Source organism: Microbacterium sp. AC145, assembly GCF_979258505.1.
Window position 1 is genome coordinate 2,092,656 of sequence record NZ_OZ409859.1, and the last position, 23,543, is coordinate 2,116,198.

The 23,543-nt window shown below is 69.3% G+C and carries 21 protein-coding genes; 13 read left to right on the forward strand and 8 right to left on the reverse strand.

Features of this window, described 5'->3' with window-relative positions; translation table 11 throughout:
* Nucleotides 1–13: 13 nt before the first annotated feature.
* The 3 genes from ptsP to dhaK are packed head-to-tail and all read right to left on the reverse strand — an operon-like array spanning nt 14 to nt 4,175.
* Entirely contained in the window at nt 14–2,542 is a 2,529-nt protein-coding gene (ptsP, locus tag ACZZZN_RS10225; protein ID WP_463505041.1) for a phosphoenolpyruvate--protein phosphotransferase, read from the reverse strand.
* Entirely contained in the window at nt 2,542–3,183 is a 642-nt protein-coding gene (gene dhaL / locus ACZZZN_RS10230; RefSeq protein ID WP_463506585.1) for a dihydroxyacetone kinase subunit DhaL, read from the reverse strand. Before dhaL ends, ptsP begins: the two co-directional genes overlap by 1 nt.
* A complete protein-coding gene (dhaK, locus tag ACZZZN_RS10235; RefSeq protein ID WP_463505042.1) occupies nt 3,183–4,175 on the reverse strand; it encodes a dihydroxyacetone kinase subunit DhaK in 993 nt (330 codons plus the stop codon). The genes dhaL and dhaK overlap by 1 nt, the downstream gene beginning before the upstream one ends.
* 157 nt (nt 4,176–4,332) lie before the next feature.
* Here dhaK and ACZZZN_RS10240 point away from each other — a divergent pair, with 157 nt between their 5' ends.
* Complete coding sequence (locus tag ACZZZN_RS10240; protein ID WP_463505043.1) at nt 4,333–5,100, forward strand: IclR family transcriptional regulator; 768 nt, start codon at nt 4,333–4,335, stop codon at nt 5,098–5,100.
* 1 nt (nt 5,101) lies between these two features.
* Here the strand turns inward: ACZZZN_RS10240 and ACZZZN_RS10245 are convergent, their stop codons facing one another.
* The 3 genes from ACZZZN_RS10245 to ACZZZN_RS10255 form a co-directional block, all read right to left on the reverse strand.
* Nucleotides 5,102–6,634, reverse strand: coding sequence for a GMC family oxidoreductase (locus tag ACZZZN_RS10245; RefSeq protein ID WP_463505044.1), 1,533 nt, complete (start codon nt 6,632–6,634; stop codon nt 5,102–5,104).
* A gap of 139 nt (nt 6,635–6,773) precedes the next feature.
* On the reverse strand, nt 6,774–7,778 hold the full coding sequence (locus tag ACZZZN_RS10250; protein WP_463505045.1) for an AraC-like ligand-binding domain-containing protein: 1,005 nt from the start codon (nt 7,776–7,778) through the stop codon (nt 6,774–6,776).
* Between the two features lie 63 nt (nt 7,779–7,841).
* Complete coding sequence (locus tag ACZZZN_RS10255; protein WP_463505046.1) at nt 7,842–8,453, reverse strand: TetR/AcrR family transcriptional regulator; 612 nt, start codon at nt 8,451–8,453, stop codon at nt 7,842–7,844.
* Between the two features lie 111 nt (nt 8,454–8,564).
* Between ACZZZN_RS10255 and ACZZZN_RS10260 the strand changes: the two genes are divergently transcribed.
* From ACZZZN_RS10260 to paaI, 5 genes are read left to right on the forward strand one after another with little or no spacing between them, the layout of a single operon-like run.
* Entirely contained in the window at nt 8,565–9,752 is a 1,188-nt protein-coding gene (locus tag ACZZZN_RS10260) for a thiolase family protein (protein WP_463505047.1), read from the forward strand.
* Nucleotides 9,749–10,480, forward strand: a complete 732-nt coding sequence (locus ACZZZN_RS10265) for an enoyl-CoA hydratase/isomerase family protein (protein ID WP_463505048.1) — start codon at nt 9,749–9,751, stop codon at nt 10,478–10,480. Before ACZZZN_RS10260 ends, ACZZZN_RS10265 begins: the two co-directional genes overlap by 4 nt.
* Nucleotides 10,477–11,433, forward strand: coding sequence for a 3-hydroxyacyl-CoA dehydrogenase family protein (locus tag ACZZZN_RS10270; protein WP_463505049.1), 957 nt, complete (start codon nt 10,477–10,479; stop codon nt 11,431–11,433). The genes ACZZZN_RS10265 and ACZZZN_RS10270 overlap by 4 nt, the downstream gene beginning before the upstream one ends.
* Complete coding sequence (paaZ, locus tag ACZZZN_RS10275; protein WP_463505050.1) at nt 11,430–13,511, forward strand: phenylacetic acid degradation bifunctional protein PaaZ; 2,082 nt, start codon at nt 11,430–11,432, stop codon at nt 13,509–13,511. Before ACZZZN_RS10270 ends, paaZ begins: the two co-directional genes overlap by 4 nt.
* 5 nt (nt 13,512–13,516) lie before the next feature.
* Complete coding sequence (gene paaI, locus ACZZZN_RS10280) at nt 13,517–13,900, forward strand: hydroxyphenylacetyl-CoA thioesterase PaaI (protein WP_463505051.1); 384 nt, start codon at nt 13,517–13,519, stop codon at nt 13,898–13,900.
* A gap of 88 nt (nt 13,901–13,988) precedes the next feature.
* Here paaI and ACZZZN_RS10285 read toward each other — a convergent pair whose 3' ends face one another.
* On the reverse strand, nt 13,989–15,398 hold the full coding sequence (locus ACZZZN_RS10285) for an aldehyde dehydrogenase family protein (protein ID WP_463505052.1): 1,410 nt from the start codon (nt 15,396–15,398) through the stop codon (nt 13,989–13,991).
* A 184-nt stretch (nt 15,399–15,582) separates the two neighbouring features.
* Between ACZZZN_RS10285 and paaK the strand changes: the two genes are divergently transcribed.
* Nucleotides 15,583–16,896, forward strand: coding sequence for a phenylacetate--CoA ligase PaaK (gene paaK / locus ACZZZN_RS10290; protein ID WP_463505053.1), 1,314 nt, complete (start codon nt 15,583–15,585; stop codon nt 16,894–16,896).
* A 30-nt stretch (nt 16,897–16,926) separates the two neighbouring features.
* Here the strand turns inward: paaK and ACZZZN_RS10295 are convergent, their stop codons facing one another.
* Complete coding sequence (locus tag ACZZZN_RS10295; protein ID WP_463505054.1) at nt 16,927–19,050, reverse strand: RecQ family ATP-dependent DNA helicase; 2,124 nt, start codon at nt 19,048–19,050, stop codon at nt 16,927–16,929.
* 113 nt (nt 19,051–19,163) lie between these two features.
* On the opposite strand from ACZZZN_RS10295, the gene ACZZZN_RS10300 reads away from it, so the two are divergent.
* From ACZZZN_RS10300 to paaE, 6 genes are all read left to right on the forward strand, one after another.
* Entirely contained in the window at nt 19,164–19,583 is a 420-nt protein-coding gene (locus ACZZZN_RS10300) for a pilus assembly protein CpaE (protein WP_463505055.1), read from the forward strand.
* A gap of 87 nt (nt 19,584–19,670) precedes the next feature.
* A complete protein-coding gene (gene paaA, locus ACZZZN_RS10305) occupies nt 19,671–20,642 on the forward strand; it encodes a 1,2-phenylacetyl-CoA epoxidase subunit PaaA (RefSeq protein ID WP_463505056.1) in 972 nt (323 codons plus the stop codon).
* A complete protein-coding gene (gene paaB / locus ACZZZN_RS10310; RefSeq protein ID WP_463505057.1) occupies nt 20,642–20,968 on the forward strand; it encodes a 1,2-phenylacetyl-CoA epoxidase subunit PaaB in 327 nt (108 codons plus the stop codon). Before paaA ends, paaB begins: the two co-directional genes overlap by 1 nt.
* Nucleotides 20,965–21,819: a 1,2-phenylacetyl-CoA epoxidase subunit PaaC gene (gene paaC / locus ACZZZN_RS10315; RefSeq protein WP_463505058.1), complete on the forward strand. Its 855-nt coding sequence runs from the start codon at nt 20,965–20,967 to the stop codon at nt 21,817–21,819. Before paaB ends, paaC begins: the two co-directional genes overlap by 4 nt.
* Nucleotides 21,813–22,364, forward strand: a complete 552-nt coding sequence (paaD, locus tag ACZZZN_RS10320; protein ID WP_463505059.1) for a 1,2-phenylacetyl-CoA epoxidase subunit PaaD — start codon at nt 21,813–21,815, stop codon at nt 22,362–22,364. The genes paaC and paaD overlap by 7 nt, the downstream gene beginning before the upstream one ends.
* Nucleotides 22,364–23,542, forward strand: a complete 1,179-nt coding sequence (gene paaE, locus ACZZZN_RS10325; protein WP_463505060.1) for a 1,2-phenylacetyl-CoA epoxidase subunit PaaE — start codon at nt 22,364–22,366, stop codon at nt 23,540–23,542. Before paaD ends, paaE begins: the two co-directional genes overlap by 1 nt.
* Nucleotide 23,543 lies beyond the last annotated feature (1 nt).

Here is a 23,543-nt window from a genome sequence, read left to right on the forward strand (position 1 = left end):
GCGGACCGGTCGTTCACGCGATCGGTCCGCCGACGCTCTCCGGGCCGAGGACCGCGACTGCCGCTGCACGGGCGTCCGCTGTGGTCGCCGCCTTCAGCACGGCCGCCGCCGCCGCTCGACACTGCGCCTCCGTGACGGCCCCGAGTGCTGCCGCCACGCGGCCCAATGCCCGCGGTGTCATCGACAGTGAGGTGACGCCGAGTCCCACGAGAACCGGCGCGAGGGCGGGGTCCGCAGCGGCCTCGCCGCACACCCCGACCGGAAGATCCCACGTTCGCCCGGCGGCGCCGACCGCCCCGATCAGCCGGAGCACAGCTGGCTGCCACGGGTCATTCAGCTCACCGAGCTCGGCGAGCAGGCGATCCGCCGCCAGTGTGTACTGCGCGAGGTCGTTGGTGCCGAGGCTGACGAAGTCGACGACCTCGAGCATCTCCGAGGCGAGCAACGCCGCCGACGGCGTCTCGATCATCACACCGACGGTCATGAGCCCGACCGCACGCGCGCTCTCGGCGAAGGCACGCGCCTCGTCGACCGTGGCCACCATCGGCGCCATCACCTCGACGACCGCCGACTCCGCCTCGGCTGCCCGTGCCAGCGCGCGCAGTTGATCGTCGAGCAGCGCCGGCGACCGCCGGGCGATGCGCAGGCCACGAACCCCCAGGGCGGGATTGTCCTCGTGATCCGCGTTCGCGAACGGCAGAGGCTTGTCGCTGCCCGCATCGAGCGTGCGCACGACGACCCGACGCCCCGAGAAGGCTGCGAGGACACCGCGGTAGGCCACCACCTGCTCGTCGATCGACGGCGCATCGACGCGATCGAGGAAGCAGAACTCGGTGCGGAAGAGTCCGACGCCCTCTGCTCCGGCGGCAGCAGCGGTCGCTGCCTCGGGCGCTCCCCCCACATTCGCGAGCAGACGGATGCGGTGCCCGTCGGCGAGCACACACTCTCCCTCGAAGGGCACGACGACCGCTTCGACCCTCGCCGCCTCCGCGCGCGCCGGGTCGGGTTCGACCTCGACGGTGCCCCGGTCGCCGTCGACGAGCACGACGGCATCGGGCGCGATCCCGGTCGCCCCGGCAGCCCCGACCACGGCCGGGATGCCCAGAGATCGGGCGATGATCGCGGTGTGCGACGTGGGCCCGCCCTGCTCGGTCACCAGGCCGACGCAGCTCCCGCCTTCGAGGGCGGCGGTGTCAGCCGGGGCGAGGTCGACGGCCACCAGCACGAACGGCTCCTCACGCTGAGGGACGCCGGGGACGTCGACCTCGAGGATCTCCGCGACGATGCGATCGCGGACGTCGCGGATGTCCGCCGCCCGCTCGGCCATCCGTCCGCCGAGTGCCGCGAGGCCCTGCTCGTGCGAGACCGCGGTCTCCCATACCGCTCGCGCCGCTGTGACCCCGTTGATACGGACGAGCGCCGAGGCCTCGGACACGAGCTCCGGGTCGGAGGCGAGCAGACGCGACGCATCGAGGATCGCCCGTGCTTCCCCGGTCACTGTCGATGTGCGCGCACGGAGCTGATCAGCCACTGTAACGGCGGCCCACTCGATCGCGGACACCTCGCTCTCGCGGTCAGCCGGCGCGACGACCGCGCTCGCATCCGGCTCGTCGAGTGGAGCGGCGAGGATCACCGCCGGCGCCGCGACCCGTCCGCCGCTCACTCCCCTCCCGCGGAGCACCTCTCCCGCCGCGATCTGCGAAGGAGCCGGCGGCTCCGTCGCGACTGACGGGGTCGCTGCAGCCGCGGGAGAGTCCGTGACCTCGGTCGTCCCCTCGCCGAACCCGTCGTCGAAGAGAGCCACGAGACGCTCGACGACACTCTCGGCGTCGGCCCCGGTCGCAGACACCTCGACGTCGTCGCCCTGTCGAGCGCCGAGGATCAGCAGTCGGGAGAGGCTCGCAGCGGCCGCATCGGGTCCGTCCGGCAGCTTGCGAAGTCGCACATCAGCTCCCGCCGACGTCTCGGCGATGAGCGCGGCCGGACGCGCGTGGATACCGAGCGGATTGCGCACGGTCACCACGCGCACGACGGCATCCGGCCGGGCAGGCGGATCCTCATCGGCAGAGGATGCATCGGCGCTGGGCTCGCCGGTGCTGGAATCCTCGGCACCGGCGGCATTCGCTTCGCCGAGCTGCCCGGTCTTCGCGCCGAGGGCAGCTGCGGCCTCCTGCGCGACGACGTCGAGCGATCCTCCCGCCGCAGCCGACACGACCGCCGCGAGCAGTCCTTCCACGAAGGGCGCAGGCGCCAGGCGCACCGGCACGTCGCTCATCCGCAGCTCGAGCGCGAGCTCGGCGCTGAGCACCGCAGACCCCAGGTCCATCAGCACGAGCACCCCGTCGCAGTCCGCCGCGAGTTCGTCGATCGCCGCGGCCACTGCGACCGCGTCGGTGCCGAGGATGGGCGTGCCGTCGGCATCCGATCCCGCACCGGCGGCGACCCTCACGCGCACTCCCCCGCCCTGCACCATCTGCAGGGCGAGTTCCAGCGCCGCCTCCCCGAGTCGAGCACTGTGGGAGACGGCGACGATGCCGATCATCAGGACGATTCCGCAGTGGCCTGGGCGAGTGTCTCGAACAGCAGCGTGGTCGACGCGGCGCCGGGGTCGAGATGACCGGCGCTGCGCTCACCCAGATAGCTCGCACGTCCCTTGCGGGCGACGAGGGGCTCCGTGGCATCGCGACCGGATGCCGCCGCCTCCGCTGCCGCCGCCGTCGCGGCCCCGAGATCCGCTCCGCCGGCGATCGCCTCATCGAGCGCGTCGACCGCCGGAGCCATCGCGTCGAACATCGTCTTGTCCCCCGCTTCGGCCTTGCCTCGAGCGACGATGCCGTCGAGGCCTGCTCGCAGTGACGCGGCGAGCGCCGAGGCGTCGAGCTCGGTGACCGGGCCCGCGGCCATCCCCATCCGCAGGAACAGAGTTCCGTACAGGGGGCCGCTCGCGCCGCCGACGGAGCTCACCAGGGTCATGCCCACCGTCTTGAGCAGTTCGTCGACGGCGGCCGGCGCCCCTGCGTCGAGCTTGGCGACGACCGCATCCATGCCTCTCGCCATGTTCGCGCCGTGGTCGGCATCGCCGATCGCCGAGTCGAGTTCGGTGAGCCACTCGCGCTTCTCCGTGATCACATCGCGGAACCGGTGGATCCAGTCGATGAGCGCTGCCGTGTCGACGCTCGTCATCATGCTCCCCACCGCAGGCCCGGAGTGTTGACGGGAGCGTCCCACAGCCGAAGCAGCTCGTCGTCGGCCTTCAGCACCGTGAGCGAGCAGCCGGCCATGTCGAGCGAGGTGATGTAGTCGCCGACCAGGTTGCGGGCGATCTGCACGCCGGCCTTCTCGAGCAGCGGCACGACCTCGCCGTACATGAGGTACAGCTCGATCAGGGGCGATCCGCCCATGCCGTTGAGCATCACGATCGCGGGTCCTGCGGCGTCGAGGTCAGCGAGGATCGGCTCGACGAGCTGGCGGGCGATCTCGGATGCCGGAGCCAGCGGCTCCCGGTGACGACCGGGTTCGCCGTGGATGCCGATGCCGATCTCCATCTGGTCTTCGGGCAGGTCGAACGTCGGCTTGCCGGCGGCTGGCACGGTGCAGCTCGTGAGCGCCATGCCCATCGAGCGGCCCTGGCCGTTGATGCGCTTCGCGAGCTCGACGATCGAGGCGAGATCCTGCCCCTCCTCCGCGGCTGCGCCGACGAGCTTCTCGAGAAGCACGGTGAGTCCGACGCCTCGGCGACCAGCCGTGTAGAGCGAGTCCTGCACGGCGACGTCGTCATCGACGATCACGGTGCCGACCTCGATGCCCTCCATCTCGGCGAGCTCGGCGGCCATCTCGAAGTTCAGCACGTCTCCGGTGTAGTTCTTCACGATGTGCAGCACTCCGGCACCCCGGTCGACAGCCTTGGTCGCGGCCTGCACACGATCGGGAGTCGGCGAGGTGAAGACCTCGCCCGCGACGGCGGCGTCCAGCATCCCGACGCCCACGTAGCCACCGTGCAGCGGCTCGTGTCCGGATCCTCCGCCCGAGACCACCGCCACCTTGCCCGCAGCCTTCGGCGTGGCCCGGGTGATCACGCTGTTCTCGAAGTCCACCGACAGCTCCGGATGCGCGAGGGCGACGCCCCGCAACGATTCGGCCAGCACATCGGCGGGGTTGTTGATGAGCTTCTTCATCGTTCGATCTCCCTTGATCTCTGCGGTGGCGATCTTTCGCAATATTGGAAAGTTATTCGTCAATGTCGAATATGCTCGGGCGCAGTCGAGTTGTCAAGATCTACCTGGCGGCCGACGTGACCGCCCGGCTCGACGACGACCGGAGGGAGGAGCCGCTGTGATCCAGGCCATCGATCGCGCAGCCAAAGTGCTCGAGCTGCTGCAGGGCGCGCGCCACCTCGGCATCACCGATCTGGCTCTCGCACTGAACCTCCCGCCGTCGACCGTGCACGGCATCGTCAAGTCCCTGCGCGAGCATGGACTGGTCGCGAAAGAGCGCGGAGGGCAGCGCTACATGCTCGGCCCCACGCTGCTGCGCCTGAGCAACGTGTACCTCGACACCCTCGATGTCAGGGCCCGCGCCATGCGGTGGACGCAGGAGCTCGCGCGCCGGACGAACCTGCCTGTGCGACTCGGGGCGCCGCACTTCCATGAGGTCCTCGTCATCCACCACGATCTGCGCCCCGATGACAGTCAGCAGATGCTCGAGACCGGCGTCGCGATCCCCGCTCACGCCTCCGCGATGGGCAAGGTGCTGCTCGCGCACGATCTCGGTTTTCAGCGCACGGTCTTCGAGCGTCCGCTGCACAGCCTCACCGGCGACACGATCACCGACATCGCCAGGCTGATGCTCGAGCTTCCGGCCATCGCCGAACGCGGCAGCGCCACCGAGGTCGACGAGGCCGTGCTCGGCGAGTCGTCGATCGCGGCGCCGGTGGCCGACTCGTCGAACGACATCGTCGCAGCGGTCGCCGTCGTGATGCCCAGCTCGCAGGCTCCCGCCTCGGATGCCGTGCTCCACGCTCTGCGAGAGACCGCGCGGAACATCTCGCGGGAGCTCGGCGCGACGTCGTGGCCGCCGAGCGTCGCCCCCGCAGACGACTGACCTACTCGGCCAGCAGCAGATCCGCTGCGCGTTCCCCGATCATGATCGAGGGCGCATTGGTGTTGGCGCTCGGCACGAACGGCATCACCGAGGCGTCCGCGATCCGGAGCCCTGCGATGCCCGTGACCCGAAGTTGCGGGTCGACGACCGCGAGCTCGTCGACGCCCATCCGGCACGTCCCGACCTGGTGGTGATAGGTTCCGACGGTCCGGCGGGCGAAATCGCGCAGCTCGTCGCGGGTCGTGACGCTCTCGCCCGGGGCGAACTCGGACGCGCGGAAGGGGGCGAACTCGTCGCGACCGCCGATCTCCCTGACCAGTTCGATCGCGTCGACCATCGCCTCGAGATCACGCTCATCGGCGAACACGTTCGGATCGACGAGAGGCGCGACCGACGCATCGGCAGCCGCCAACCGCACACTGCCCCGCGAATGGGGACGCACGATTCCCGCGGCGATCGTGTACCCCTGGGCGGGTGCGGCTCCACCGTCCGTCGGATACGGCATGTGGATGAAGAGCGGCTGCAGGTCGGGTGCATCGCCGTCGGAGATCACACTCGAGCGAGCGTAGAGCTGGCTCTCGAGCAGGTTCCACTGCGGCGGCGCCACCGGATCGAGGGCGTCGTACAGCACGCTGACGAGCAGGTGGTCGTGGAGGTTCTTCCCCACGCCCGGGATGTCGGCGACGACCTCGATGCCCAGTTGCTCGAGATCGCCCCGGGGCCCGATGCCCGAGCGCAGCAGCACCGCAGGTGATCCGATCGCGCCGCCGGACAGCACGATCTCGCGCCGCGCCGTCGCGAGGTGACGGCCCCCATCGACCTCGTACTCGACACCGACCGCCCTGCCCTCCTCGACGACGATCCGGTCGACCAGCGCGTTCGTGGTCACCGCCAGCGCCTCGTGTCCCAAGATCGGAACCACGAAGGACTGCCAGGCCGATGCCCGGCTGCCGTCCTTGGTGGTCGTGTGGTTGAAGCCCGCCCCGTCGAGGCGCTCGCGATTGAAGTCCTCGGTGTGTGGGATGCCGCTCGCCACCGACGCATCGACGAAGGCCGCCGCGAGCGGATGCCGTTTGTCGGTGGGGATCCGCTCCACATGCAGCGGGCCACCCGCACCGTGGAACTCGTCGGCGCCGTCGGCGTGGTCCTCCGACTTGCGGAAGTACGGGAGCACGTCGTCCCACGACCAGCCGCTCGCGCCCTGCGCCGCCCATCCGTCATAGTCTCGGCGGTCGCCGCGCATGTAGATCATGCCGTTCAGCGAGCTCGACCCGCCGAGCGTCTTGCCGCGGGGCCAGTAGAGAACACGTCCGCCCAGATGCTCCTGGGGCGTGGTCATCACCGCCCAGTCGTTCGGCGACATGAGCAGCCACGGCCAGCCCTGCGGAGAGTGGATGTTCGGATCGCTGTCGACGGATCCCGCCTCGATCACGTGCACACTGTGCCCCGCATCCACGAGACGGCGCGCGATCGCGCTTCCTGCAGAACCCGCACCGATCACGACGTAATCGGCAGCCTCTGTGAGCTCGGTCATCACTCGTTCCTCTCTGAACGACAGACGTCTTCGTCTGCTCTCAGAACAGGATCGCTCGCACCGAGCGTTCAGGACCGGCCACCGACGAACAGCGATGTGCACGATGCGCACGAATGCTGCGGATAGCGCGGATACCGCGTCAGTGCCGGACCACGAGATTCTGCGCGCGGTACTCGCTGGGTGTGACGCCGAACCGCGTGCGGAACGCCCGCGCAAACGCCGTCGCATCGGTGAATCCCCAGCGCGCTCCGATCGAGGAGATCTGCTGACCGCTCTGACTCGGATTGCTCAGGTCGCGTCTGGTCGCGTCGAGCCGTCGGTGGCGGATCCACCCGCTGACGGTGTCGTGCTTGCCTTCGAAGAGCTTCTGCAGATAGCGCACCGAGATGTGATGGGCCACGGCGATCTGCGCGACACTGAGTTCGGCGTCACCGAGGTGCTCCGCGATGTAGAGCTCGATCCGCGTCAGGAGCGCGCGGCGTCCGACCTCGTCGCCGCCGTCGATGTCGAGCTCGAGCCGCTCGCCGAGCGCGGCTGTGAGCATGTCGAGCACCGCGTCGGACAGCGGCATCCGATTCTGCAGGGTGCCGTCGTCGAGCGTGGTGTCATAAGCGCGCAGCATCGACGAGGCGATGGCACCGACGCCCTCGCGACCCGAGAATCTCGATGCGGTGAGCGCCCGCAGACGTGCCCTGTCGATACGCAGCGTCTCCAGAGGGAACATCACCACCAGCATCCGGAAAGGACCATCGAAGTCGAGCGCGTACGGCCTCGTCGTGTCGTAGACGGCGAAATCTCCGGGCAGGAGGATCGCCTCGCGGCCGTCCTGCCCGATCACGCTGCGTCCCTGCAGCTGCAGGCCGAGTTTTATGTGCCCGGGGTCGTCGCGGGCGATCTCGACCTTCGTCCGGCTCACGCGCACCGCCGACCCCGCGACGCTGCTCACCGACAGGGGTCCCAACGGCTGGGCGACGAGCCTGCCCTGGAATCCGGAGCGCACCGTGGGATCGGTCGACCAGGCGCGCAGCGGAACGAAGCTGCGGTTCACGGCATCCGTCCACATGTCGAACCGCTCGGCGGAGGGCACCGCACCGCAGTCGACGACGACTCTGCCGGAGACCGCATCGGGTGCGCGATCGTCCATTGGTCACTCCTCGCCTCATCGCGTGTCGGACAGCATACGCGCATCATCTCGGCGTGGAGGGGGTCAGCGCGACTGCAGACCGTCCAGGCTCACCCGCAGGATGTCCTCTCCCAACTCGTCAGGATCGACGGGGCCACCGGGGCGATACCACTCGACGACCGAATTGATCATGCCGAAGATGAGCCTGGTCGCGACCGCGGCATCGACGTCGTCGCGGATCAGCCCCTCGGCCTGCGCTTCGGTGACGATCGCGGTGACTCGCTGGTCGAACGCGCGGCGGCGCACGAGGGCTGCGGTCTCGACGTCGCCGTTGCCACGCACCCGCAGCAGCAGCGTCACCGACGGGAGCTTCTCGGTGAGCACGCGCACCGCACCCCGGATGATCGATCGCAGCCGGTCGGAGGCGAGAGGATGCCGTGCCGTCGCGTCGTCCACGACGGCCTCGAGAGCGTCGAGGGCGTCGGTCAGCGCGAGCTCGAGGATCGCCGACTTGGATTCGAAGTGATGGTAGAGCGCGGACTTGGTGAGCCCGAGTGTCGCGCTGAGGTCCGCGACACTCGTCGCGTCGTAGCCCTGCTCGTTGAACACCTTCACGGCGACCGCGAGCACCTGCTCGCGGTCGTAACCTGGCCGGCCGCGCTTCGGGGCCGGCGCGTCGAATCCGGGCTGCGCCATGGGCTCAGTCTGTCATTCCCGATGAGTTGCCATTCGTCCGCCGATCTGAGATCGTATTCCTGACCGATCGGTCTGAAATTATCGCCAGCGTTGGTGATCGAGAGGATGACGATGTCCGAGGCCTATCTCGTCGATGGCGTCCGCACCCCCGTCGGCCGCTACGGAGGAGCACTCGCGTCCGTCCGTCCCGACGATCTCGCAGCCCTCGTGGTGCGCGAGACCGCCCGCAGATCAGCGGTGCCCGTGGAGGAGATCGACGAGGTGATCCTCGGAGCCGCGAACCAGGCGGGTGAGGACAACCGCAACGTCGCACGCATGGCCGTGCTGCTCGCGGGCCTCCCCGATTCGATTCCCGGACTGACCGTCAACCGCCTCTGCGCTTCGGGGATGTCGGCCATCGCCCTCGCCGCGAACGCCGTGCGCGCAGGAGACGCCGACCTCATCGTCGCCGGTGGCGTCGAATCGATGACCAGAGCACCCTGGGTGCAGGCGAAGCCCGAGAGGGCCTGGGCCAAGCCCGGTGCGGCCTTCGACACGTCGATCGGCTGGCGCTTCACGAACCCCCGGCTGAGCGAGCGCGACAAGGCGACATTCTCGATGCCGGAGACGGCGGAGGAGGTCGCCCGCATCGATGCGGTCAGCCGTGCGGATGCCGACGCCTTCGCGTTGCGGAGCCATCAGCGCGCCATCGCCGCGATCGATGCCGGGCGCTTCGCCCCCGAGATCGTCGGCGTCGAGACGAGCCGTGGAGTCGTCGACACCGACGAGGGACCGAGGCGGGACACCACCCTCGACGCGCTCGCACAGCTGAGAGCTGTCGTCTCAGGCGGCGAGGTCGTCACCGCCGGCAACTCGAGCTCCCTGAACGACGGAGCCTCCGCGATCGTCGTGGCGAGCGCCGAGGCCGTCGAACGTCACGGGCTGCGTCCGCGCGCGAGGATCGTCGCGTCGGCGACAGCTGCGCTCGCCCCCGAGATCATGGGGCTGGGCCCCGTGCCGGCCACGCAGAAGGCGCTCGCGAAGGCGGGCCTGCAGGTCTCAGACCTCGGAGCCGTCGAACTGAACGAGGCCTTCGCATCGCAGTCCCTCGCCTGCATCCGCCGCCTCGGGCTCGACCCGGCGATCGTCAACGCCGACGGCGGCGCCATCGCCCTGGGCCACCCGCTCGGGTCCAGCGGGTCTCGCCTGATCGTGACGCTGCTCGGTCGACTCGAGCGCGAGAACGCACGCTACGGACTGGCCACGATGTGCGTCGGCGTCGGGCAGGGCACCGCCATGATCGTGGAGCGTCTGACGTGACCCTGCACATCGAGGAGCAGGACGACCGCGTCGTCGCCACGCTCGACCGCCCCGAGAAGCGCAACGCCATCGACCAGGCGACGGTCGATGCGCTGCACGAGCTGTGCGCGATGCTTGAAGAGGCTCCGCGCACGCTGATCCTCACGGGGTCGGGCGGGGTCTTCGCCGCCGGTGCGGACATCGCCCAGCTGCGTGATCGCACCGCGGACGACGCCAGGCGCGGCATCAACGCGACCGTGTTCATCCGCATCCACGACCTTCCGATGCCGGTGATCGCGGCGATCGACGGGTACGCGCTCGGGGGCGGAGCCGAGCTCGCCTACGCCGCAGACATCCGCATCGCGACGCCGTCGCTCCGCATCGGCAACCCCGAGACCGGGCTCGGCATCATCGCGGCGGCCGGTGCGACCTGGCGGCTTCCCGAGATCGTCGGCGACGCCCGCGCGAGCGAGCTGCTGCTCACCGGGCGAGCGCTCGATGCCGAGGAGGCGCTGCGCTGGGGGCTGGTCTCGTCTCTGCATCCGGCCGAGGAGCTGCTCGCCGCCGCGCACGGGATCGTCGAGCGCATCGCGGCGAACGACCCGCTGGCGACGCAGCACACGAAGCGCGCGCTGCGCACCCCGCGCGCGCAGCATCCGGCGATCGAGCTCGAGCTGCAGGCCGAGCTCTTCGAGTCGCCCGAGAAGCACCGCCGCATGACCGCGTTCCTCGAGAGGAAGAGCCGATGAGCGACACCGACCCCCGATCGTCGAGCGACACCGACCCCCGATCGTCGAGCGAGCCCCACCCGCGGTCGTCGAGCGAGCGAAGCGAGACGAAACGCACAGACAGCGCGCCTGCGATCGTCGGAGTGCTGGGCGGCGGGCGCATGGGAGCCGGCATCGCGCATGCGTTCCTGCTCGCGGGCTCGCACGTCTGCGTGATCGAGCGCGATGCGGCGAGCGCTGACGCGGCACACGCCCGCATCGGCGACAGCATCCGCAGATCTGTCGAACGTGATCCCTCGCTGGACGAGACGGAGCTCGCCGGCCGCCTCACGACCGGCGCCGATCTCGCAGCCTTCGCCGCGGTCGACCTCGCGATCGAGGCGGTGCCCGAGGACCGCACCCTGAAAGACGACGCACTCGCCCGTGTCGAGGCGGCGTTGCCCGAGCACGCGACGCTGGCGAGCAATACCTCGTCGATCTCGATCGATGACCTGGCTGCGGGCCGCCTGCGCCCCGAGCGGTTCCTCGGTCTGCATTTCTTCAACCCCGTGCCCGCATCGGCGCTCGTCGAGATCGTGCGCGGCGCAGCGACCGACGCGGCGATCGTGGAGAGCGCGACGGGTTGGGTGGCCGCGCTCGACAAGACGCCGATCGTCGTCAGCGACTCCCCCGGTTTCGCATCGTCTCGACTCGGCGTGATGCTCGGCGTCGAGGCGATCCGGATGCTCGAGGAGGGGGTCGCGTCGGCTGCTGACATCGATGCGGCCATGACACTCGGATACCGGCATCCGGTGGGCCCTCTGCGTACGACCGACATCGTCGGGCTGGATGTGCGCCTGGGCATCGCCGAGGAGTTGGAGCGCACGCTCGGCGCGCGGTTCGCCCCGCCGGATCTGCTGCGACGGATGGTCGCCGAAGGAAAGCTCGGCCGCAAGAGCGGCGAAGGGTTCTACGCATGGAACGAGGAGAGATGACCGATTATCTGCCGAGTTACGTCCGGGGCAAGTGGTGGACGCCGTCGTCCCCCGAACGTTCCACCGAGGTCCGTGACGCGTCGACCGGAGACGTCGTCACGCTCGTCTCCACCGAGGGCCTGGATCTCGCGGGGGCGCTGGAGCATGCTCGCTCCGTGGGGCAGAAGAACCTCGGGGCGCTCACGTTCCACCAGCGCGCCGTGCTTCTCAAGCAGTTCGCCCTCGCCCTCACCGAGCGCAAGGACGAGCTGTACGCGCTGTCCTCCCGCACCGGTGCCACGAAGAACGACTCGTGGGTCGACATCGACGGCGGCATCGGGGTGCTGTTCTCCTACTCCGGCAAAGGGCGACGTGAGCTGCCGAACAGTCGCGTGCATGTCGACGGCCCGGTCGAGCCGCTCTCGAAGGACGGATCGTTCCTCGGACGCCACGTCTACACGACGCTGCCCGGCGTCGCCGTGCAGATCAACGCCTTCAACTTTCCGGTGTGGGGATCGCTCGAGAAGTTCGCTCCGGCGTTCCTCGCCGGCATGCCGACCGTCGTGAAGCCCGCCACCCCCACGGGATACCTGGCCGAGGCGATGGTGCGCATCCTCGTCGAGTCCGGTCTGCTGCCCGACGGATCGCTCCAGCTCGTCAGCGGCAGCGTTCCCGACCTCTTCGAGAACCTGCGGCTGGGTGACATCGTCGGCTTCACCGGCAGCGCATCGACGGCGGAGAGCCTCAAGGCCCACCCCGCGGTGCAGACGGGCGGCGTGCGGTTCACCGCCGAGACCGACTCGATCAACGCCTCGGTGCTCGGCACCGACGCGGTCGAGGGCACGCCCGAGTTCGACGCCTACGTGCGCCAGCTCGTCACCGAGATGACAAGCAAAGCCGGTCAGAAGTGTACGGCGATCCGCCGCGCGATCGTGCCTACAGGGGCGGCGGATGCCGTGATCGCCGCCGTGCAGGCGCGCATCGCCGACAAGACCGTCCTGGGCGACCCGCGCGCGGAGGGCGTCACCATGGGACCGCTCGCATCGACCGCGCAGCGCGACGAGGTGCTGCGACAGGTGGGCAGGCTGCAGGCGGCGGGAGGACGGATCGTCGTCGGAACGACGGATGCTCTCGAAGTGCGGCTCATCGACGGCAGCACCGGCCTCTCTTCCGAGGGTGCATTCGTCTCGCCGCTGCTGCTGCGCTTCGACGACTCGCAGACCGACGCCGCACACTCGATCGAGGCCTTCGGCCCGGTCTCGTCGCTGCTCACCTACGACACCACCGCCGATGCCGCGGCACTCGTGGCACGAGGCGGCGGCTCACTCGTCACCAGCATCGCGACGCATGACCCGATGCAGGCTGTGGATCTCGCGGCGCGCATCGCTCCGTTCAACGGTCGGATGCTGCTGCTCGACCGCGATGACGCACGATCGTCGACCGGGCACGGCTCGCCGCTGCCGAACCTCGTGCACGGCGGCCCCGGCCGGGCCGGCGGCGGCGAGGAGCTCGGCGGCATCCGCGCGGTGCTCCACCACATGCAGCGCACCGCGGTGCAGGGCTCTCCCGAGATGCTCACAGCGCTGACAGGCGTGTGGCATGCGGGGGCCGCCGCGCACAGCGACGGACGGCATCCGTTCCGCAAGTCGCTCGCAGAGCTCCGCATCGGCGACCAGATCGTCTCGGCGTCGCGAGAGGTGACGCTCGCCGACATCGAGACGTTCGCCCACTTCACGGGCGACACGTTCTATGCGCACATGGACGAGACGGCCGCTGCGGCGAACCCGTTCTTCCCCGGACGCGTGGCGCACGGCTACCTGCTCGTCTCGTGGGCCGCCGGTCTCTTCGTCGACCCGGAGCCCGGGCCTGTGCTCGCGAACTACGGGCTGGAGAACCTGCGTTTCATCACGCCCGTCTCCCCCGGCGACACGATCCGAGTCGAGCTCACCGCCAAACAGATCACTCCGCGTGAGACCGACGAGTACGGCGAGGTGCGCTGGGATGCCGTGATCCGCAACCAGAGCGACGAGCTCGTCGCGACCTACGACGTGCTCACGCTGGTGAACAAGGAACCGACGCCCGAGGTCGCGGCCGCATGAGGCCCATGATGCAGCGCGATGCGGCGTCGGCGATGCTCGGCATGGTCGTCGAACTCGACGCACCGGGAGAGGCCGTGGTGTCGATGACGGTGCGCGATGACATGCTGAACGGCTTCGCGATCACGCACGGCGGGCTGGTCTTCACGCTCGCAGACACCGCTTTCGCGATCGCCTGCAATGAAGACGAGCGGGTCACCGTCGCCGGTGGCGCCGACATCACGTTTCTGAAGTCGACCGGCTCGGGCGAGCGACTGACGGCACGTGCCGTTCGCCGGGTCGTCAGCGGCCGGAACGGGCTCTACGACGTGACGGTCACTGACGAGACGGGCGATGTCGTCGCCGAGGTCCGTGGCCGCTCGCTCACGACGAACCGTTCGCAGGCGGGGTGAGATCGTGCGGGATGCCCTGCATGGTGAGGGCCGGAATCGGTGTCGTCACGATTCCGGCCCTGGCCTGACCACGCGCTGCGGCCTGCCCTCAGCGCTGGATGACCTTGGGAGCAGCGACCGCCTTGAGCCCTGCCACCCCGAACTCCTGCCCGTAGCCGCTGGCCTTGATGCCGCCGAACGGCACGTGGGGATTGATCGCCCCGTGCTGGTTGATCCACACGGTGCCGGCCTGCACGCGGCGGGCCACCTCACTCGCGGCATCCGGGTCGTCCGACCAGACCGACGCGCCGAGCCCCTGAGTCGAGTCGTTCGCCCGACGGACGGCGTCATCGACGTCGGAGTAGCGGACGACCGGAATGACCGGACCGAACTGCTCTTCGTCGACGAGTGCGGCTCCATCGTCGATGTCGGCGACGACCGTCGTGCGGTAGAACAGCGGTCCGTGTTCGGGAGCGGGCTCGCCTCCGGTGACGATCCGCGCACCCTGCGCCCTCGCCTCGTCGACGAGTCGGGACACGATGTCGAACTGCTTCTCGTTCTGCAGCGGTCCGAGCACGTTCGCCTCGTCGAGCCCGTTGCCGAGCGGCATCGCGTCGGCGAGATTCGCGAGCGTCTCGACCACCTGCTCGTACTGCGACTCGTGCACGTACAGCCGCTTGAGAGCGGCGCAGGTCTGACCCGTGTTGATGAAGATGCCCCAGAACAGGTTCTCGGCGATCGCGTCGATGTCGGTGCCGGGCAGGATGATGCCGGCGTCGTTGCCGCCGAGCTCGAGGGTCAGTCGGGCGAGGCTGTGGGCGGACGCTTCGACGATCCTGCGGCCCGTGGCCGTCGACCCCGTGAACATGATCTTGTCGAGGTCGGGGTGCGCGGCGATCGCGGCTCCCACCTCGCGGTCCCCGGAGATCACCGTCAGCACGCCTTCCCGAAGGTGCCGGTTGAAGATCTCCGCGAGCGCGAGCACCGACAGCGGCGTGAACTCGCTCGGCTTGACGACCACCGTGTTGCCCATGCGCAGCGACGGCGCGATCTGCCAGACCGTGATCATCATCGGCCAGTTCCACGGGCCGATCGCCCCGACCACACCGAGCGGGTCGTAGTGGACCTCCGCGCGGGATTCGCCGGCTTCGAAGACGACCTCCGGGTCGAGCGGGGTGTCTGCCGCGGTGCGCGTCCAGGCCGAGCACGCCCCGACTTCGAAGCGCGCGTTCGGACCGTTCAGCGGCTTGCCCTGCTCTCGGGAGAGCAGCACGGCCAGCTCCTCGGCGTTCGCGTCGAGGTCGTCGGCGATCGCGTTGAGGATGCGGCTGCGTTCGGCGTGACCGAGAGCGGCCCACGCGGGCTGCGCGGCGCGGGCGTTCACGATGGCGCGGTTCAGGTCGTCGACCGAGTGCACGGGCGCATGGCCGATCACCTCGCGCGTCGCAGCGTCCGGGATGGGGCGCCCGACGCCCTCCGGCGCGGTGATGGACTCCAGGATCGTCATCGTCGTGGTCACAGCATCCTCCTTGATCGCGGACTGCTCCGTCCGGTATCCGGAGCCTACGAGCGCGGACGCCGGCCGGTACAGGCCCGACGACCCTTCGTGCACACCCTGCACAGGGTCGTACGCCTCGGGCAGATCGAGCCCTCGAGATCCGCGATCTGATGGACTACGCCCCCCTGCGACGAAGGAGTCGACGATGACCGAAACACGCACCGAGACCGAAAGCCGTGCTGAGATCGGAACCGAGCCCGAGCTGCACGCACCCGAGGCGCTCGCACCCCTGCAGCTGGAGCGTCTGCAGTGGACGGTGCACCACGCGTACGAGAATGTGCCGGTCTACCGCCGCAAGTTCGACGAGCACGGGGTGCACCCCGACGACATCCGCACGCTCGACGACGTGCAGAAGCTGCCCTTCACCACCAAGGCCGATCTGCGCGAGAGCTACCCGTTCGGGATGTTCGCCGTTCCCATGCCCGATGTGCGGCGCATCCATGCGTCCTCCGGGACGACGGGGCGTCCGACCGTCGTCGGCTACACCGAGGGCGACCTCGACCGATGGAGCGATCTGATCGCGAGGTCGCTGCACGCGGCCGGCATCCGCGCGGGGATGAAGGTACACAACGCGTACGGCTACGGACTCTTCACCGGCGGCCTCGGCGCGCATGCGGGCATCGAGCGGCTCGGCGCCACGGTGATTCCCGTGTCGGGAGGACAGACCGCGCGGCAGGTGCAGCTGATCACCGATTTCGAGCCGGACGCGATCCTCTGCACCCCCAGCTACCTGCTCACGATCGCTGACGCGATGGAGGAGGCAGGGATCGACCCGACGACCACGTCGCTGCGGGTGGCGGTGCTCGGCGCAGAGCCCTGGACGAACGAGATGCGGCGGGAGATCGAGCGACGGCTGAACATCGACGCGGTCGACATCTACGGGCTCAGCGAGGTCATGGGGCCGGGCGTCGCGAGCGAGAGCGTGCTCACAAAAGACGGCCCGCACATCTGGGAGGACCACTTCCTGCCCGAGATCATCGACGGCGACACAGGCGATCGCCTGCCGGACGGAGCGCTGGGCGAACTGGTGTTCACGTCTCTCACCAAGGAGGCGTTCCCTGTCATCCGATACCGCACACGGGATCTGACGCGACTTCTTCCCGGCACGACCTACCCCGCTCTGCGGCGCATCGAGAAGATCACCGGGCGCAACGACGACATGATCATCCTGCGCGGCGTGAACCTTTTCCCCACGCAGATCGAGGAGCTCGTGATGGGGATCGAGACGCTGACGCCGCACTTCGTGCTCGAGCTGCACCATGTCGCGCAGCTCGACACCATGACCGTGCGCATCGAGCGGCACCCGTCGTTGAGCGCCGAGGAGTGCGACGCCGCGGCAGCGGTGCTCCACCACCGCATCAAGATGCACATCGGCACCAGTGTCGACGTCAAGGTCGAGGAGCCCGGCACGCTGCCCCGCAGCGAGGGCAAGTACAAGCGCGTGTACGACCTGCGCTGAGGTGCTCCAGTCGAAGGTGGAGCGACGGCGTCAGCCGCGGAGCGCGAGCACGAACGGAAGCACCTCCGTGGCGCCGGACTGACGGAGCGTGCGTGCGGCGACGGTGAGGGTCCACCTGCTGTCGGCCGTGTCGTCGACGAGGAGCACCGGGCCCTCGGGGATGTCGAGGCCCTGCGCGCTGAACCTGTCCCACAGGCCGGCGAGACGGAAGACGCTGTTGCCACCGGGCTGCCCCGTGGGTCCGCCGTTCACCAGGTCGAGTGCACCGAGGTACGGCAGCCGCCCGATCTCGGAGATCCCGCGGGCGAGCGAGTCGACGAGCAGCGGATGCGAACGCGACGGCATGGCCACCACCGCGACCGGGCGTTCTGCCCATCCCCAGCCGGCGAGGACCCGCACACAACCGCCGAGCACCTGCGGAGTCACTGCGGCGTCGGGTGCTCCTGCCGCGAAGAGCTCGCGCAGAGTGCCGCCCCAGCCGAGGTCGGTCAATCGGGCGAGAGCGCGCCCCTCGCCCGCCTGCTCCCCCGCGGGGATGCGCCCCTTGACCGGGACGTCGAGCTTGTCGGCCCCTGTCGGCCAGGCGCGCCGCGGCTCGACGGGGACGCCCACACGATCGAGCGACTCCGCAGCCTGCGAGGTCGCGGCCTCGCCGATCTCGCTCGGGAACCAGATGCCCGCGCAGTTGTCGCACCTGCCACACGGTGCCGCGGTGTCATCGTCGAGAGAGCGCTGCAGGAACTCCATCCGGCAGCCATCGGTCTGCTCGTAGTCGATCATGTGCTGCTGCTCGGCACGACGCTCACCCGCGATGCGCTCGTAGCGCTCGGCGTCGTACGTCCACGGCTGACCGGTCGCGACCCACCCGCCCTGCACCCGCCGCACCGCACCGTCGACGTCGAGCACTTTGAGCAGCAGCTCGAGAGGCGTGCGCCGGATGTCGACCATCGCCTCGAGCGCGGGCGTCGAGATCGGCTGGTCGCCGAGCGCCCCGATCACGCGCTCCGCCCGCTCGCGGTCGGGCATCGACGCCGTCGCGAAGTAGTGCCAGATGTCACGGTCTTCGATACCCGGGAGCAGCAGGACGTCGGCGCTCTCACTCGCGCGACCGGCACGACCGACCTGCTGGTAGTACGCGACAGGCGACGAGGGTGCGCCGAGGTGCAGCACGAATCCGAGGTCGGGCTTGTCGAACCCCATGCCGAGTGCACTCGTGGCGACGAGCGCCTTGACCTCGTTGCGCTTCAGCATCCCCTCGGACTCGGTGCGCTCGTCGGTGTCGGTCTGACCCGTGTAGGCGCGCACCTCGTGGCCGTGATCGCGCAGCAGCCGCGCGGTGTCGACCGCCGCGGCGACGGTGAGCGTGTAGATGATGCCGGAGCCGGGGAGGTCGTCGATGTGGCTCAGCAGCCATGCCAGCCGGCTCGCCGAATCGCGCAGGCGCAGCACCCCCAACCGCAGCGAGGTGCGGGCGAGCGGGCCTCGGATCGTCAGCACTTCCGGCTGGTCACCGGAGGCATCCGCGCCACCTGTCCCGAGCTGTTCCGCGACATCTGCCACCACTCGGCTGTTCGCGGTCGCCGTGGTGGCGAGCACCGGGACCTGAGGCGGCATCTGCTCGATCAGATCGCGCAGCCGCCGATAGTCGGGGCGGAAGTCGTGCCCCCAGTCGCTGATGCAGTGCGCCTCGTCGACCACCAGCATGCCGATCCGCCGCACGAGTGCCGGCAACTGCTGCTCGCGGAACGCAGGGTTGTTCAGTCGCTCGGGAGAGACGAGCAGCACGTCGACCTCGTCTCGGTCGAGCTGCTCCATCACCTCCGACCACTCGTGCGCGTTGGTCGAGTTGATCGCGACGGCCCGCACGCCCGCTCGTTCGGCGGCGGCGATCTGGTCGCGCATCAGCGCCAGCAGCGGCGAGACGAGCACGGTCGGCCCGGCCCCCTGCCTTCTCAGCAGGAGGGTCGCGACGAAGTACACAGCCGACTTGCCCCACCCCGTGCGCTGCACGACGAGCGCGCGGCGGCGCCCCTCGACGAGGGCCTCGATCGCCTCGTACTGACCGTCGTGGAAGTCGGCATCAGGACGACCGACCAGCTCACGGAGCGCCGAGAGCGCAGCGGTGCGGGTGTCGACAGCGGCGGGAGAAGTCATGCCTCCACTGTGCCTCATACCACCGACGTCAGGCCCCCAGGCCATCGACGTCGGGGGCCGTTCCCCACACGCGGAACGGCCCCTCACCCGATCGCGTCGTCTAGCGTGGAACGATGATCACCCGAGAACTGGCCGTATCCCTGCGCGACGCCGGTCTCGTGTGGCACCCGACCGAGGGCGATCGCTTCCAGCTCGATCTGCCGGACGAGGTCGAGCTCGAGGCCGAAGCCGATGTCTTCACGGTCAGCGATATGACGATCGAGGCTCGTCAGACGCCCAGCGGCACGGATCTGGCGTTCAACGGCACGACCGAGTGGGCGCTCGATGCCGTCACCCTCGCCGATGCGGTCTGGCTTCCGCGCGAGGATCAGTTGCGCGAGCTGCTTCGGGGCACCTTCCGCGCCCTGACCCGCGTCTCCGATGCGTTCGTCGTCGAGGTGGAGATCGCCGGCGAGACGCTGAGATTCGAGCATCCTGATCCTTCCGAGGCCTACGGCCGAGCCCTTCTCGACCTCGTCTCGCGCTCCCGCTGAACCGCTCTGCTTGCGCGCAGCCGACCTCCGTGTCAGAATTACCTAACGACCGGTCAGTAAAGCCGGTGGGACACCGAGGAGTCGATGATGACCAGCCCCGCAGATCTCTCCCTCGTCGAAGGCGAGCTCTCCGATGACGAGCGCCTGTTCGACGAGCTCATCGCGAACGAGCAGCGCATCGAGCCCCGCGACTGGATGCCCGATGCCTACCGCAAGACGCTGATCCGTCAGATCTCGCAGCACGCGCACTCCGAGATCATCGGCATGCAGCCGGAAGGCAACTGGATCACCCGAGCTCCGAGCCTCAAGCGCAAGGCGATCCTGATGGCGAAGGTTCAGGACGAGGCCGGGCATGGGCTCTACCTGTACTCCGCAGCACAGACCCTCGGGATCACGCGCGACGCGATGATGGACCAGCTCATCAGCGGCAAGGCCAAGTACTCGTCGATCTTCAACTACCCGACCCCCACCTGGGCGGATATGGGCGCGATCGGATGGCTCGTCGACGGCGCCGCGATCGTCAACCAGGTTCCGCTGTGCCGCGCGTCGTACGGGCCCTACGGCCGCGCGATGGTGCGCGTCTGCAAAGAGGAGTCGTTCCACCAGCGCCAGGGCTTCGAGATCCTGCTCTCGCTGATGCAGGGCACCGACGAACAGCGGCAGATGGCTCAGGATGCCGTGAACCGCTGGTACTGGCCGAGCCTGGCGATGTTCGGGCCGCCGGATGACCAGTCCCCCAATTCCGCCCAGTCTATGAAGTGGAAGATCAAGCGTTTCACCAACGACGAGCTGCGCCAGCGGTTCGTCGGGATGCTCGTGCCCCAGGCCGAGATCCTCGGCGTCACCCTTCCCGACCCCGATCTGCGCTTCGATGACGAGACAGGGCAGTACGTGATCGGCGAGATCGACTGGGACGAGTTCTTCGAGGTGCTGCGCGGCAACGGCCCGTGCAACGCCGAGCGTCTCGAGCGCCGCCGCACGGCGCACGAGGAGGGCGCGTGGGTGCGTGAGGCGGCGGCCGAGTACGCCCGCAAGCAGGCACTGAAGGCGGTCGCGTGATGGCGACGCCGGGAGCCGATCCTTCGACAGGCTCAGGAACCCAGAAGGAGATCTGGCCCCTCTGGGAGGTCTTCGTCCGCGCGAACCGCGGGCTGAGCCATGTGCACGTCGGATCCCTGCACGCTCCGGATGCCGACATGGCGATCCGCAACGCCCGCGACCTCTACACGCGCCGCGGCGAGGGCGTATCGATCTGGGCCGTCCCGGCCGACGCGATCACCACCAGCGACCCCGATGCCAAGGGCGCCTACTTCGAGAGCCCCGCCGGCAAGAACTACCGGCATGCCGTGTACTACACGGCGTCCGAAGGGGTGCCGCACCTGTGAACGACATCCACGCAGACCTGCACGGCGACATCCACGGCGATATTCACGGTGACGTCTCGGTCGACGAGCTGCGGCTGAGCGAGGAACTCACCGGAACCGGCTCCACCGCAGCATCCGCCGACATCGCCGAGTACGCGCTGTGGCTCGGCGACGACGCACTGATCCTCTCTCAGCAGCTCGGCGAGTGGATCGCGCGGGCGCCGGAGCTCGAAGAGGACGTCGCGCTCGGGAACATCGCCCTCGACCTGCTCGGCCATGCCCGCTCGTTCCTGCACTTCGCGGGGTCGTACGACGGGCGCTCCGAAGACGACCTCGCGTACTTCCGCGACGAGCCCGACTTCCGCAGCGCCTGGATCGTCGAGCAGCCCAATGGCGACTTCGCGCAGACGATCGCGCGTCAGTTCGTCGTGTCGACCTACATGTTCGAGCTCTACTCCGCCCTGCGGGAGAGCACCGACCCGACCTTCGCGGCGATCGCCGAGAAGTCGCTCAAAGAGGTCGATTACCACCGCGACCACGCAGTGCAGTGGGTGCTTCGTCTCGCCGGGGGCACCGACGAGTCGAGGCGGCGTATCGTCCGCGCGATGGGCGAGGTCTGGCCCTACGTCGACGAGCTCTTCCGCGATGAGCCCCTGATCGATCGGCTCGGCGATGCCGCTGCGCGGCCGTCGGCGCTGCGTCCCGGTTTCGACGCGGTCGTCGACACCGTGTTCGCCGAGGCGGGGCTCGAGACACCTGCCGTCTCGGCATCCTCCGCAGGCGGCAGGCACGGCGCGCACGCGACACCGCTCGGACACCTGCTCGCCGAGATGCAGGTGCTCGCCAGGCGCCATCCGGGAGCATCATGGTGACCGCAGAGGACCACCGGTCGTTGAGCGAGCGGAGCGAGACGAAACGTAGCGACCACTCCGGGACGGACCAAGCCACGGCCTGGCGGATCGCCGCGGCCGTCGCCGACCCCGAAGTGCCGGTGCTCACGATCGAGGATCTCGGTGTGCTCCGCGCCGTCGCGGTCGACGGCGACAGGGTCACGGTCGACATCACGCCGACCTACAGCGGATGCCCGGCGATGGACACGATCCGCGACGACGTCATCCTGGCCCTGACCGTGGCCGGCTACGAGAACGTCGAAGTGCGACTCGTGCTCTCGCCCGCCTGGACGACGGACTGGATGTCGGATGCCGGCAAGCAGAAGCTGTCGCAGTACGGCATCGCCCCGCCGACCGGACGCTCGGCGATCTCATCCGGACCGATCCGCCTGGCGATCAGCGTGCGCTGCCCCCGGTGCGGATCGCTGGACACGCGCGAGGTCTCGCGCTTCGGGTCCACCTCGTGCAAGGCGCTGTTCGAATGCCGTGCCTGCCTCGAGCCCTTCGACCACTTCAAGGTGCACTGATGTCGCTGTTCGCCTCCCCCGGCCTCGCTCCGGCAGCCCCCGCACACCGCGCCGCGTCGACGACGAAGAAGCGCGCACGCTTCCATACGCTGGCCGTCGAAGAGGTGCGGCCGCTCACCGAGGACTCGGTCGAGGTGACCTTCACCGTCCCGGCCGACCTGGCCGACGACTACGACCACCTGCCTGGCCAGCACGTGGCGCTGCGCACGACGCTCGAGGGCACCGAGGTGCGCCGGTCGTACTCGCTGTGCCGAGCCCCCGAGCACCGCACGGCCGAGCAGATCGCGGCGGGAGTCCCGACCCGGCTGAGCGTCGCCGTGAAGCGTGACGAGGGCGGCCTTTTCTCGACCTGGGCGCAGACGGGCCTGCACCCGGGCCTCGAGATCGACGTGATGAGCCCGCAGGGCACGTTCACCTCGGGCCTGGACGACCTCGATCAGCGCCACGTCGTCGGCATCGCCGCGGGCTCGGGCATCACACCGCTCATGGCTCTCGCGCATACCGTGCTGACCCGCTCCGAGACCTCCCGCTTCACGCTGCTGTACACGAATCGCTCGACACTCGACGTGATGTTCCTCGAGGACCTCGCAGACCTCAAAGACCGCTACCCCACTCGCCTGACGCTGCACCATGTGCTCTCGCGCGAGCAGCGCACGGCGCCGGTGCTGTCCGGTCGCATCGACGAGGAGAAGCTGCGCACCATCCTGGGGATGCTGATCGACCCGGCCGACGTCGACGAGTGGTTCCTCTGCGGGCCGCTCTCGCTCGTCGATCTGTGCCGCGAGGTGCTCGCCGACGTGGGAGTGCCACGAGAGCGCATCCGGTTCGAGCTCTTCACGACCGGTGACGAGCCGGTGCGAGCAGCGCGCCCCGTCGAGGTGCGAGCGGGAGAGAAGACGATCCGCATCGAGGTCAACCTCGACGGCGTCTCCTCGACCGTCGAAAGCCCTGTCGATGCGCATGAGTCGGTGTTGAACGCCGCGCTGCGGGTGCGCCCCGACGCCCCGTTCGCCTGTGCGGGCGGTGTCTGCGGCACGTGCCGCGCACGAGTCCTCGAGGGCAGTGTGACGATGACCGAGAACTACGCCCTCGAGCCAGACGAGCTCGACCGTGGCTACGTGCTGACCTGCCAGTCCCACCCGACGAGCGACCGCGTCGTGGTCGACTACGACGTCTGAG